This window comes from Micromonospora taraxaci, assembly GCF_007830095.1.
GTDB classification, from domain to species: Bacteria; Actinomycetota; Actinomycetes; order Mycobacteriales; family Micromonosporaceae; genus Micromonospora; species Micromonospora taraxaci.
Window position 1 is genome coordinate 489,101 of the sequence record NZ_VIWZ01000002.1, and the last position, 12,631, is coordinate 501,731.

Genomic DNA, 12,631 nt, shown 5'->3' on the forward strand with positions numbered 1-12,631 from the left:
GCCGACCGGTCGACCCCACTACTACAAACCGTCGTTGATAGGAGAGGATGAGCGCGTGGAAGCACTTCGACTAATCCTCCTCTATGTCCATCTGATCGGCTTCGCTCTGCTGCTCGGCGGCTCGATCGCCCAGTACGTCAGCGGTCCGATCCGGATCAACCAGGCCATGCTCTGGGGGGCGGCGATCCAGCTGCTGACCGGGCTCGGGCTCTCCGCCCCGCTCCGCGACGGAGACGAGCCGGCGCCGGCGAAACTTGTGACGAAGCTGGTCATCGCTCTGCTGATCTTCGTCATGGTCTTCTTCTCCCGGAAGCGGGACGCGGTGAACCGCGGCCACTTCCTGGCAATCGTCGGCCTGACCCTGGTCAACGCGGCGGTCGCGGTCTTTTGGCGGTAACGTCCGGGGAGGGGGACGCCCCCCGAAAAACGGACGTTGCGGACGCCTGGGCGCTCGCTTACCAGCACGAAGAGTGACGTGCCCCACGCAAGGGTTACACCCGGGTAACAGGCGCTCAACAGTCGTGCACGATTGTCGGCCGGTGGGTGGGCGCGGGCGTACGCTCCCGTCCGTAACGTGGGACAGCCGGCCGCACACCCGCAGGCCGGCTGATGGGCTGCCACCGCACAAGGCGCGGTGAGCAATGGGAAGGAGACGTCTTGCGCTCGGTGCGTGGGATGCGGATCGCCTCGATTATCGCGGTGGGTGGGCTCGCGCTCACCGCCGCCGCTTGTGGCGAGGCCCCCAAGGATGACAACAACGCCGGCAGTGGCGCCAAGAAGTTCAGCGCCTGCATGGTGACCGACGTCGGCGGCATCGACGACAAGTCGTTCAACGCCTCAGCCTGGAAGGGTCTGCAGGAGGCCAAGGCCGCCAACGACAACATCGACATCAAGTTCGTCGCGTCGAAGGCCGAGGCCGACTACGAGCCGAACCTGACGCAGTACGTCAACCAGAAGTGCAACTTCATCCTCGCGGTCGGTGGCCTGATGGCCAACGCCACCTCGAAGATCGCCAAGGCGAACCCGAACCAGGAGTTCGGCATCGTCGACGCTAACCCGGGTGACGCCAACGTCTACCCGATGCAGTTCGACACCGCCCAGGCCGCGTTCCAGGCCGGTTACCTGGCCGCCGGGATGAGCAAGTCCGGCAAGGTGGCCACCTACGGCGCGCTGCCGATCCCGCCGGTCACCATCTTCATGGACGGCTTCGTCGACGGCGTGGCGTACTACAACACCACCAAGAAGAAGAACGTCCAGGCGCTCGGCTGGAACAAGGAGACTCAGAAGGGCTCCTTCACCAACGACTTCGCCAAGCAGGATGAGGGCAAGAAGGTCTCCGACGCGCTGGTCGCCCAGGGCGCGGACATCATCATGCCGGTCGCCGGCGGCTCCGGCCTCGGCACCACCGCCGCGGCCAAGGCCTCGGGCGGCAAGTACAGCACCATCTGGGTGGACGTCGACGGCTGCGAGAGCACCCCGGACTGCTCCGCGATCATCACCACCGTGGTCAAGAACATCCCGGAGGCCGTCAAGGAGGCCGTGGTCAAGGCCGCCGCCGGCGACAAGCTGCCGGCCAAGCCGGGCTTCGTCGGCACCCTGGCCAACAACGGTGTCTCGATCGCCCCGTACCACGACTTCGACAGCAAGGTTCCGGCCGAGCTGAAGGCCGAGGTCGACAAGATCAAGGCGGACATCGCCGCCGGCACCATCACCGTCACCTCGAAGGCCCAGCCGACCAAGTGACAACCGGCTGGCCCCTCCGGTGAGATCATCGGTGGGGTCGGCGGGGACAGGTACGACCGATCGGCCGCTTCGGCCCTGCGGGTGACCGTGGGGTCGGAGCGGCCGATCGCGCACCACGTCGGCCGGGCCGTTCCGGCCGGGTTGACGGCAGCTAGGCTGCACCATCGCTCGCACTCCAGGAGGTTGCGCTGAGACTCGAACTGCGCGGCATCACCAAGCGGTTCGGTGATCTGGTCGCCAACGACCACATCGACCTGACGGTGGAGCCTGGAGAGATTCACGCCCTGCTCGGCGAGAACGGCGCGGGCAAGTCGACCCTGATGAACGTGCTCTACGGGCTCTACCAGCCCGACGAGGGCGAGATCCTGGTCGACGGCAAGCCGCTGAAGCTGAAGGGCCCGTCCGACGCGATCGGCGCCGGGATCGGCATGGTGCACCAGCACTTCATGCTGGTGCCGGTCTTCACCGTCGCCGAGAACATCATGCTCGGCGCGGAGCAGACCCGGGGCGGTATCGCCGGTTTCCTGGACCGGCGGCGCGCCCGGCGCGAGGTGGCCGAGGTGTCCGAGCGCTACAACCTGCGGGTCGACCCGGATGCGGTGATCGAGGACCTGCCGGTCGGCATCCAGCAGCGAGTCGAGATCGTCAAGGCGCTCACCCGCGACGTCGACCTGCTCATCCTGGACGAGCCGACCGCGGTGCTGACCCCCCAGGAGACCGAGGAACTGCTGACGGTCATGCGGTCGCTCAAGGCGGCCGGCAAGTCGATCGTCTTCATCACCCACAAGCTCGGCGAGGTCAAGGCCATCGCCGACCGGATCACGGTGATCCGACGCGGTAAGACCGTCGGCACCGCCTCACCGGAGGCCAGCCGCGACGAGCTGGCCGCACTGATGGTCGGGCGCAACGTCCGGCTCACCGTGGACAAGGCCCCGGCCACGCCGGGCGAGCCGGTTCTGGAGGTGACCGGGCTGGTCGTCGACGACGACCGGCAGATCCGCGCGGTCGACGGGGTGGACCTGACCGTGCGCGCGGGCGAGGTGCTCGGCGTGGCGGGCGTACAGGGCAACGGCCAGACCGAGCTGATCGAGGCGATCATGGGCCTGCGGCCGGTGCTCGCCGGCACGGTCAGCCTGGCCGGTGACCGGATCGACGGCTGGAAGCCCAAGAAGGTGCTCCGGGCGGGCGTCGGTTACGTGCCCGAGGACCGCAGCGTGGACGGCCTGGTCAAGGAGTTCAGCGTCGCGGAAAACCTGGTGCTGGACATCTACGACCGTCCGCCGTTCGGTGCTGGGCTCGCGCTCAAGCCGGACGCGATCGCGGCCTCCGCGAAGGAGCGGATCGAGCAGTTCGACGTCCGCACCTCATCGGCCGACGCGGCGGTGGGCACCCTCTCCGGCGGCAACCAGCAGAAGGTGATCGTGGCCCGGGAGCTGTCCCGGCCACTGAAGCTCTTCATCGCCGCCCAGCCCACCCGTGGCGTCGACGTCGGGTCGATCGAGTTCATCCACAGCCAGATCATCCATGAGCGGGACATCGGCACCGCCGTCATGGTGGTCTCCAGCGAACTCGACGAGGTCATCGGTCTGGCCGACCGGATCGCTGTGATGTACCGGGGTCGGATCATCGGCATCGTCGGTCCGGACACTCCGCGCGAGGAGATCGGCCTGTTGATGGCCGGCATCAGCCCGGACGCCGCACACGAGGCCGTCGCGGCACCCGCCGACAGCGAGCCCGACGCGGCAGACGGGACCCCGGCGAGCGACGCAGGCTCCGCGAGCGAGGACAAGGCATGACCAACCCTTCCAACCCGCAGTCGGGCTCCCCGGACAAGGAGCCGGCGAGCGAGGCGCAGGCCGCGCAGAACGCGCTCGGCAACACCGAACGGGCCGAGGTGGCGACCCAGCCGGATCGCTCCGCCGCGAAGCCGGAGCAGGACCCGGAGCCGAAGCAGAGCCTGGGCCGGTTGTTCCTGGACAACCTCTGGGCGGCCAACACCTTCACTGTGACGTTGCTGTCGCTGGTGCTGGCGATCGTGGTCGGCGCGGTGCTGATGATCATTTCTGATCCGGCGGTGCTGTCCACGTACTCGTACATCACCTCGCGCCCGTCGGACGCGATCAACTCCAGCTGGACGTTGGTCAGCGAGGCGTACGCGAACCTGTTCAAGGGCTCGGTCTTCGACCCCGAGGCGTTCACCGGCTGGTTGAACGGCACCAACGGGTGGCAGCCCGTGCTCGCGCCGATCTCGGAGACGCTCACCTACGCCGCGCCGCTGGTCTTCACCGGTCTGTCGGTGGCGCTGGCCTTCCGGGGCGGCCTGTTCAACATCGGCGCGCAGGGCCAGGCCACGATCGGCGTGATCATGGCGGCGCTGGCCGGTTTCCTCCTGCCGCTGCCGCCCGGCCTGCACCTGCTGGTGGCGGTGCTGGCCGGCGCGCTGGGCGGAGCGATCTGGGGGTTCATCCCCGGCATCCTCAAGGCCCGCGCCGGCGCACACGAGGTGATCAACACGATCATGCTCAACTACGTCGCCACGTACTTCCTCACCTGGCTGATCGTGCAGAACGGCGTGCAGGACCCGACCCGTACCGACGCGATCAGCAAGGCGGTCGACACCTCCGCCCAGCTGCCCCGACTGCTCGGCGACAACCTGCGGGTGCACGCCGGCATCCTGCTCGCAGTGCTGGCCACCTGGGCGGTCGCCTGGCTGCTGAACCGCTCGACGCTCGGCTTCGAGCTGCGGGCGGTCGGTGCCAACCCCGACGCCGCACGCACCGCCGGCATCAGCGTCACGCGGACGTACATCCTGATCATGGTCTTCGCCGGCATCCTGGCCGGTCTCGGCGGCTCGAACATGGTGCTCGGCTCCACCGCCAGCGCGTTGACCCCGCTGGTGGTCGCGCAGATCGGCTTCGACGGCATCCTGGTGGCACTGCTCGGACGGGTGAAGCCCTGGGGGGTCCTGCTGGCCGCGCTGCTGTTCGGCGCGTTGCAGGCCGGTGGCAACCGGATGCAGTCGTACTCCGGGATCTCACTGGAGCTGGTGACAGTGCTCCAGGCGCTGATCGTCATCTTCATCGCCGCGCCGGCTCTGGTGAAGGCGATCTTCCAGCTCCGGGCCGCACGCGCCGCCCGGTTGCAGACGAGCCTGGCGAAGGGCTGGTAACTCATGTCCACCATGGCTGTCCCCGACATCGCCGTCGCTCCGGTCGACGAGGGCTTCTGGACCCGTAGCCGCAAGGTCGGCCTCACGCTGCTGGGGCTCGGCCTGCTGGCGGCGGTGCTCTTCGGCGCGCTCGCCACCAACCAGCAGGCCCGGTTCACGCTCAGCGACGACGCGGCCGGTGCCGCACTGGAGATCAACGGCACGATCGGGGCGATCCTGTTCGGGATCATCACGATCGCCGCCGGCGCGGCGCTGCTCGCCGGGGTGCCGAAGCGGTGGTTCCTCCTCGTGCTCGGCGTCGGGCTTGTCGCCTTCGTGCTCTCGTTCCTCTGCTGGCAGGTCTCCGCAGCGCCGGCCGGGCAGAACTTCATGCCGCTGGTCAACATCATCCGGGGCACGTTCATCCTGGCCCTGCCGTTGATCTTCGGCGCGCTCGCCGGGGTGCTCTGCGAACGTTCCGGCGTGGTCAACGTGGCCATCGAGGGCCAACTGCTGATGGGCGCCTTCAGCGGTGCGTTGTTCGGCAGCATCTCCGGCAGCGTCTGGGTGGGCCTGGTCGCCGCTGCCATCGGCGGCGCGTTCATCTCGCTGCTGCTGGCTGTCTTCGCCATCCGCTACCTGGTCGACCAGGTCGTCATGGGCATCGTGCTGAACCTGCTGGCGGTCGGCGTCACCGGCTTCCTCTACGAGCGGCTGATGCAGACCGACGCGGCGAAATACAACAGCGCGCCCCGCTTCAGCAACTGGGAGATCCCGCTGCTGAAGGACATTCCGGTGCTCGGGCCGGCGCTGTTCCGCGGCAACATCTTCCTCTACCTCGGGCTGCTGCTCGTGCTGGTGATCCACATCGGGCTCTTCCGCACCCGGTGGGGTCTGCGTACCCGCTCGGTCGGCGAGCACCCGATCGCCGCCGACACGCTCGGCGTCAAGGTGCTGCGGGTGCGCTACCGCAACGTGTTGCTGGCCGGCGTGGTCGCCGGTATCGGCGGCGCGTCCTACACGCTGGCGCTCTACTCGTTCACCAAGAACATGATCGGCGGTAAGGGCTTCATCGCGCTCGCCGCGCTGATCTTCGGCCGGTGGAACCCGACCGGGGCGCTGCTCGCCGCGCTCTTCTTCGGTTTCGCCGACCAGCTCGCCACCTACCTGGGTGCGATCAGCAGCTCGATCCCCAGCCAGTTCCTGGCCATGCTGCCCTACCTGGCGACCATCCTGGCCGTCGCCGGGCTGGTCGGCCGGGTCCGTGCACCTGCCGCCGACGGCAAGCCGTACATCAAGGGCTGACGCCCGAGCCGTGCCCGGCGGGCCTTTCCGCCGGGCACGCTCCGTACGCTCTCCAGCCCTCTCCCGCTCCCGCTCATGGTCAAGTGATGAAAAGTAGGCGTCAGGGGCGTCTCTCACCTACTTTTCATCACTTGATCACGCAAGCGGGAGTGGGGGCGGGTGTCGGGACGGGAGCCCCTGCTTGCTCCTGACCTGGGCTACCTGGGCAGAATGACGGCATGAGCGACATTGACTGGGCGCGGTTGCGCGCCGCCGCGACCGACGCGATGCGGCACGCGTACGCGCCGTACTCGACGTTCCCGGTGGGCGCCGCCGCGCTGGTCGACGACGGCCGTGTGGTGGTGGGTTGCAACGTGGAGAACGCCGCGTACGGGGTGACGCTCTGCGCCGAGTGCGGAGTGGTGTCCAGCCTGCACGCCACCGGCGGCGGTCGGCTCGTCGCGCTGTCCTGCGTCGACGCCACCGGCGAGCCGTTGATGCCGTGCGGTCGCTGCCGGCAGCTGCTCTGGGAGCACGGCGGCCCGGAGTGCCTGATCGAGACCAGGGGCGACCCGCTGCGGATGGCCGAGCTGCTGCCGCACGCCTTCGGCGTCGAGGACCTGGAAGCCGTCACCGGGGAGACTCCGGTGCCGGTGGTCCCCGAGCGGCTTGCCGCCTGGCGCGGGCGCGGCACCGTCTTCGTGCACGCGGACATGTCCGCCGGCCAGCAGGTCTGGACGGCGTACTGGGAACGCTCGGCCGGAGACGACGCGGGCGCCGAGACCGGTGTGCTGGAGGAGGCGCCGAGCTGGGATGATCCCGCCGAGGCGATCACCTGGGGGATGGCACGCACGCCCCGGGTCGTGGTGGTCGACGAGACCGGCACCATCTTCTGGGCCGGCGAGGGTGAGCCACCCGCGGAGATCCCTGTTCGCTGGAGTTGAGCGGCGGGGATTGGGCCGACCGTGGGTCGGGATCTGCAACAGACTAGGGAAGATCTTCTGATGAGTTTTGCTGCTGTTGACGTCATTCGGGTGAAGCGGGACGGCGGGGTGCTGTCGGACGCGCAGATCGACTGGGTGGTCGACGCGTACACCCGGGGGGCTGTCGCGGACGAGCAGATGTCCGCGCTGGCGATGGCGATCCTGCTCAACGGCATGACCGGGCCGGAGATCGCCCGGTGGACCGCCGCGATGATCGCCAGCGGCGAGCGGCTGGACCTCTCGGCGGTACGCCGGCCGACCGTCGACAAGCACTCCACCGGCGGCGTCGGCGACAAGATCACGCTGCCGCTCACCCCGTTGGTGGCGGCCTGTGGCGCGGCAGTGCCCCAGTTGAGCGGCCGGGGTCTCGGGCACACCGGCGGCACGTTGGACAAGTTGGAGTCCATCCCGGGCTGGCGGGCCACGGTCAGCAACGACGAGTTCATCAAGCAGCTGGACGAGGTCGGCGCGGTGATCTGCGCGGCGGGCGCCGGGCTCGCCCCGGCGGACCGCAAGCTGTACGCGCTGCGCGACGTGACCGGCACCGTGGAGGCGATCCCGCTGATCGCCAGCTCGATCATGAGCAAGAAGATCGCCGAGGGCACCGGCGCGCTGGTCCTCGACGTCAAGGTCGGTTCGGGCGCCTTCATGAAGTCCGTCGACCAGGCCCGTGAGCTGGCGCGCACCATGGTCGAGTTGGGCGGCGCGCACGGCGTCCGGACGGTTGCCCTGCTCACCGACATGTCCACCCCGCTCGGCCTGGCGATCGGCAACGCCGTCGAGGTGACCGAGTCGGTCGAGGTGCTGGCCGGTGGTGGGCCGGCCGACGTGGTGGAGCTGACGCTCGCCCTGGCCCGGGAGATGCTCGACGCCGCAGGCCTGCCGGACGCCGACCCGGCGGCGGCGTTGCGCGACGGTCGGGCGATGGACTCCTGGCGGTCGATGATCCGGGCGCAGGGCGGCGACCCGGACGCGCCGATGCCCGAGGCCGCCGAGGTCGAGGTGGTCCGCGCCGAGCAGGACGGGTACGTCGCCGCCGTCGACGCGTACGCCATGGGGGTTGCGGCGTGGCGGCTCGGCGCGGGTCGGGCCCGCAAGGAGGACCCGGTCAGCGTGCCGTCCGGTGTGGTGTTGCACAAGCGGCCGGGTGACCCGGTGCGGGCCGGTGACGCCCTCTACGAGCTGCGTGCCGAGGACGCGACGCGGATCCCGGCGGCGTTGGCGGAGGCCGCGACGGCGGTGCGTGTCTCGTCGACCGCTGCGGCGTCGACGCCGCTGGTCATCGAGCGCATCGGCTGACCGAACAGGGGTCGGGGTGGGCATGGTGCCGATCACCTGGGAGCGCTATTGTCGCAGGCCAAGGGGGGACCACCGGCCCTGCGCCGGCGCGAGCAGACAGGAAGACCCGCCGTGACCGTTGCTGCCCCCGACCCACGTGAGGTGCGCGAGGCGAGTCTGGACGAGCTGTCCCGGCTCGGCCTGCCGCTGCCGCCGGCCCAGTTCCCGTTGGTGTGGGAGCCGGGTGACGAGATCGACCTGCGCCCGACGGCGGAGATCGAGGCGCGGATCGCCGTCCTGCACCTGATCCTCGCGCGGTGCTTCGGGATGCCCCCGCAGGCGGCGATGAGCTGGCTGCTCGGCTCACACCTGGTGGAGATGGTGACCCCGCCGGAGTGGCAGTTCGTGATGGGCGGCAAGGGCGACCACCGTTCGTTCGTGCTGCACCACGACGCGCTCTTCGCGCTGGCGTGGGTGCTCGGGTTGAGCAAGCAGCTCGACCCCACGCTGGCCGTCGACGAACGGCTGGTCGAGCGGCTACCGCACATCGCCGGAGGGGAGACCTTCCCGCACTGGCGCTCCCGGATCCTCACCGCGCCGCAGCACCCGGCGGACGCGGCCGCTCTGCTCGACCTGCACTACTGCCTGGACTGGGCCTACCTGGAGACCGAGCGCGACGGTCGGAGGGCACCGGGCCTGGTCGACGCGAACGCGATCGGGCAACGCCGCTGGGCACTGGAGTGGGCGGTGATCCTGCGCGGGCCGTACCACGACGAGCCCCCGGGTTGGGAAGAGGTCGACCTCTCCACCTGAGGTCAGCGGGGTCGGTACGCGGCCACCCGGACCGCGACCGTCACCCGGACGGGCTCGGGCAGTGCGGCCAGTCGTTCGGTGCGGGAGGCCTGATCGGTGTGCCAGGCGCTCGGGCCCATCCCGACCAGGCTGGCGGCCTCGGTACGGGTCAGGGCCAGCTCCGCCCGGTGCACTGTGGAGCGGACCGGTGTGAAGTGCCCGCCCAGGCTGCTGGTCACCCGGTCCGCCTTCTCCGGGTCCACTCGGAGCAGGTCGAGCGCGTCCACCAACTCGGTGAGATGGTCGGCGTCCGGCGTGACCACGAGCAGGGTGCCGGCCGGATCGAGCACCCGGTGGAACTCCGGGCCGTTGCGCGGAGCGAAGACGTTCAGCAGCACGGCCGTCGAGGCGTCGGCCAGCGGCAGCCGCTGCCAGGTGTCGGCGAGCGCGGCGGCGGCCCGGGGATGCGCACGGGCCGCGCGACGCAGCGCCGGCTTGGACACGTCCAGGGCCAGACCCACGGCGTCCGGCAGCGCCGCCAGCACCGCGCCGAGGTACCGGCCGGTGCCGGCGCCGGCATCCACCACCAGGGGGTACGCGCCGACGTCGGGCGTCGAGGGCTCGGACCGTACCCCCGCTGTTGTGTCCTTTGCTCTGCTTACCTCCAGGCGACACCCCTGGTCGGAGACCGGTGCCTCGGTGGGAGCAGAGCCCCGGGGGTGCGTCGCGTCGAGACGGCCGACGGCCTCCGTGGCGGCGGTGGCGAGGGCGGCGGAGATGACGTCGTAGTGGCCGGCGGCCTGGAAGTCCTCCCGGGCCGCGATCATCTCGGCGGTGTCCCCGACGTGCGGGGCGCGACCGGCGAGCAGGTTGACGTAACCCTGGCGGGCGATGTCGAAGCTGTGCCGGTGCGGGCAGCGCAAGGCTCGGGCGGTGCCGGCGGTCGTCTCGCTCAACGGTTCGCCGCAGACCGGGCAGCGCATTCGGTGCAGGATCCGGGGATCCACGTCAGGCCGCCGGCTCGTGCCGTGGGCGGGGCTGCTGACCAGCCAGGTGGTCCACCACCCGGTGGGTGAGCGCGCCGAGCGCCTCGATCTCGGCGGGGGTGAGCAGGTCGATGAGGTTCCGGCGGACGGCGGCCAGGTGGCCGGGTGCCGCAGCCTCGATGGCCTCCCGGCCGGCCGGGGTGAGCGCGACTATCGAGCCGCGGGCGTCGTCCGGGCACTCCTGTCGGGTCACCAGGCCGCGTTGCTGCATCCGGGTGAGGTGGTGGGAGAGCCGGCTGCGGGACCAGAGCATCCGATCCGCCAGATCGCGGAGGCGCAGACGTCCCTCCGGTGACTCCGAGAGGTCGGAGAGCACGTCGTAGTCGGGTTCGGAGAGACCGCTGTCCTGCGTCAGGTCCCGGGCCAGCTCCAGGTCGAGCAGGCGACGCATCCGGCGGTAGCCCCGCCAGGCGCGGTCCTCCCGCTCGTCCAACCACCGTGGCGCGTCCATGCCACCAGCCTACCCGGATCGTTGACATGTCATCGAATCACCCCCTACGGTCGATGACATGTCAACGAATGACCTCTGGCAGCTCTTCGGCGAACGCGGGCGCGGAGTGCTGGTCACCCTGCGCCGCGACGGCCGACCCCAACTGTCGAACCTCGACTACCTGGCCGAGCCGGGGCTCATCCGATGCTCGACCGTCGGCGACCGGGCCAAGGCCCGCAACCTGCGCCGGGACCCCCGGGCGAGCTTCCACGTGACGACCAGCGACGGTGGCGCGTACGCGGTCGCCGACGGCACCGCCACCCTCACCCCACCCGCCGCCACCGAGGACGACGCCACCGTTGAGGAACTGGTCGAGGTCTACCGGCGCATTCGTGGCGAGCACCCCGACTGGGCGGAGTACCGGGCCGCCATGGTCGCCGACGGTCGAGTGGTCATCCGACTCGCCGTCGAACGCGTCTACGGCTGGCCCGGATGAGCGGCCTGCTCGGATGGGCAGGAGCTGGCTGACTAGGGTCTGAGCATGGTCGCAACAATCCGGTACGAGGACATCGTCAAGGTCCCGAAGGCACTGCTGCACGACCACCTCGACGGCGGGCTGCGGCCGGCGACGATCGTCGACCTGGCCGCCGAGGTGGGCCACGAGCTGCCCGCCACCGATCCCGAGGCGCTGGGACGCTGGTTCGCGGAGGCGGCCGACTCCGGTTCCCTGGAGCGCTACCTCGAGACGTTCGCGCACACCGTGGCGGTCATGCAGACCGCGCCGGCGCTACGGCGGGTCGCTCGCGAGTGCGCCCTCGACCTGGCGGCCGACGGGGTGGTCTACGCCGAGGTGCGCTTCGCCCCGGAGCAGCACCTGGAGCAGGACCTCAGCCTGGACGAGGTGGTCGAGGCGGTGCTGGCCGGGTTCGCGGAGGGCACCGCCCAGGCCGTCGAGGCGGGCCTGACCATCCGGGTGGGCACCCTGCTCACGGCGATGCGGCACGCCGCCCGATCCCAGGAGATCGCCGAGCTGGCCGTGCGGCACCGGGACGCCGGGGTGGTCGGCTTCGACATCGCCGGCGCCGAGGCGGGCTTCCCGCCCACCCGGCACCTGGACGCCTTCGAGTACCTCCAGCGGGAGAACTTCCACTTCACCATCCACGCCGGCGAGGCGTTCGGGCTGCCCTCCATCTGGCAGGCGATCCAGTGGTGCGGAGCGGACCGGCTCGGCCACGGGGTACGGATCGTCGACGATATCGCCCCCGACGGCGCGCTCGGTCGGCTGGCCGCGTACGTCCGGGACAAGCGGATCCCCCTGGAGCTGTGCCCCTCCTCGAACGTGCAGACCGGTGCGGTGGCCTCCATCGCGGACCACCCGATCGGCCTGCTGCGGGACCTGCGTTTCCGGGTGACGGTCAACACCGACAACCGGCTGATGAGCGGCACCTCCATGTCGCGGGAGATGTCGCTGCTGGTGGACACGTTCGGCTACGGCTGGAAGGAGTTGCAGTGGTTCACCATCAACGCGATGAAGAGCGCCTTCATCCCGTTCGACGAGCGGCTCCGGATCATCGATGAGGTGATCAAGCCGGCGTACGCCAAGCTGCTGGCCTGACCCCCTCAGCCGTGCGGGTGGCCGGCGAGCAGGCCGGCCACCCGGCGCAGCACCTCCCGGGCGCGGGCCGCCTCCGCGCCCAACCCGGTCTGCCGGCGCAGGACCGCGGGCTCGGCCCGGAGCAGCGCCACCCCCCGCCGGACCAGCACCCGGGGGGCCTTGCGCTGCTCGGACAGGTCACGGGCCAGCCGGCGGAGGAAGGTCGCCCCGCGCGGTCGACGCAGCGCGTACGCCCCGGCCAGCAGTCCCCGGCGACGGCACTCCTCGACGATCTCGGCCGCGAAGATCCCTTCGGCCACGAAAAGTGGCGAT

Annotated in this window: 13 protein-coding genes; 10 read left to right on the forward strand and 3 right to left on the reverse strand. The window is 70.3% G+C overall.

Annotated elements, in window-relative coordinates; translation table 11 throughout:
- The first annotated feature begins 55 nt into the window (after nt 1–55).
- The 8 genes from FHU34_RS31435 (at nt 56) to FHU34_RS31470 (ending at nt 9,249) form a co-directional block, all read left to right on the forward strand.
- Nucleotides 56–397, forward strand: a complete 342-nt coding sequence (locus FHU34_RS31435) for a hypothetical protein (RefSeq protein WP_145786243.1) — start codon at nt 56–58, stop codon at nt 395–397.
- 278 nt (nt 398–675) lie between these two features.
- Nucleotides 676–1,743, forward strand: a complete 1,068-nt coding sequence (locus FHU34_RS31440; RefSeq protein WP_088986416.1) for a BMP family lipoprotein — start codon at nt 676–678, stop codon at nt 1,741–1,743.
- A 248-nt stretch (nt 1,744–1,991) separates the two neighbouring features.
- Nucleotides 1,992–3,539, forward strand: a complete 1,548-nt coding sequence (locus FHU34_RS31445) for an ABC transporter ATP-binding protein (protein WP_341874464.1) — start codon at nt 1,992–1,994, stop codon at nt 3,537–3,539.
- Nucleotides 3,536–4,912: an ABC transporter permease gene (locus tag FHU34_RS31450; protein ID WP_145786244.1), complete on the forward strand. Its 1,377-nt coding sequence runs from the start codon at nt 3,536–3,538 to the stop codon at nt 4,910–4,912. Before FHU34_RS31445 ends, FHU34_RS31450 begins: the two co-directional genes overlap by 4 nt.
- 3 nt (nt 4,913–4,915) lie before the next feature.
- A complete protein-coding gene (locus tag FHU34_RS31455) occupies nt 4,916–6,196 on the forward strand; it encodes an ABC transporter permease (protein WP_145786245.1) in 1,281 nt (426 codons plus the stop codon).
- A gap of 218 nt (nt 6,197–6,414) precedes the next feature.
- The gene (locus FHU34_RS31460; protein ID WP_145786246.1) at nt 6,415–7,119 is read left to right on the forward strand and encodes a cytidine deaminase; all 705 of its coding nucleotides are present in this window, start codon (nt 6,415–6,417) and stop codon (nt 7,117–7,119) included.
- A gap of 57 nt (nt 7,120–7,176) precedes the next feature.
- Nucleotides 7,177–8,457 carry a thymidine phosphorylase gene (locus FHU34_RS31465; RefSeq protein ID WP_145786491.1) on the forward strand — a complete coding sequence of 427 codons (1,281 nt, stop codon included), beginning with the start codon at nt 7,177–7,179 and terminating at the stop codon, nt 8,455–8,457.
- A 111-nt stretch (nt 8,458–8,568) separates the two neighbouring features.
- Complete coding sequence (locus FHU34_RS31470; RefSeq protein ID WP_145786247.1) at nt 8,569–9,249, forward strand: DUF4272 domain-containing protein; 681 nt, start codon at nt 8,569–8,571, stop codon at nt 9,247–9,249.
- Between the two features lie 2 nt (nt 9,250–9,251).
- Here the strand turns inward: FHU34_RS31470 and FHU34_RS31475 are convergent, their stop codons facing one another.
- Both FHU34_RS31475 and FHU34_RS31480 read right to left on the reverse strand, forming a co-directional pair.
- Nucleotides 9,252–10,235: a putative RNA methyltransferase gene (locus FHU34_RS31475; RefSeq protein ID WP_145786248.1), complete on the reverse strand. Its 984-nt coding sequence runs from the start codon at nt 10,233–10,235 to the stop codon at nt 9,252–9,254.
- 1 nt (nt 10,236) lies between these two features.
- Complete coding sequence (locus FHU34_RS31480) at nt 10,237–10,725, reverse strand: MarR family winged helix-turn-helix transcriptional regulator (RefSeq protein ID WP_145786249.1); 489 nt, start codon at nt 10,723–10,725, stop codon at nt 10,237–10,239.
- A 58-nt stretch (nt 10,726–10,783) separates the two neighbouring features.
- Here FHU34_RS31480 and FHU34_RS31485 point away from each other — a divergent pair, with 58 nt between their 5' ends.
- Nucleotides 10,784–11,200 carry a PPOX class F420-dependent oxidoreductase gene (locus FHU34_RS31485; RefSeq protein ID WP_145786250.1) on the forward strand — a complete coding sequence of 139 codons (417 nt, stop codon included), beginning with the start codon at nt 10,784–10,786 and terminating at the stop codon, nt 11,198–11,200.
- A 45-nt stretch (nt 11,201–11,245) separates the two neighbouring features.
- Nucleotides 11,246–12,319, forward strand: coding sequence for an adenosine deaminase (locus FHU34_RS31490; protein ID WP_145786251.1), 1,074 nt, complete (start codon nt 11,246–11,248; stop codon nt 12,317–12,319).
- A 5-nt stretch (nt 12,320–12,324) separates the two neighbouring features.
- On the opposite strand, the gene FHU34_RS33975 is transcribed toward FHU34_RS31490, so the two are convergent.
- Complete coding sequence (locus FHU34_RS33975) at nt 12,325–12,618, reverse strand: hypothetical protein (RefSeq protein ID WP_231924438.1); 294 nt, start codon at nt 12,616–12,618, stop codon at nt 12,325–12,327.
- Between the last annotated feature and the right edge of the window lie 13 nt (nt 12,619–12,631).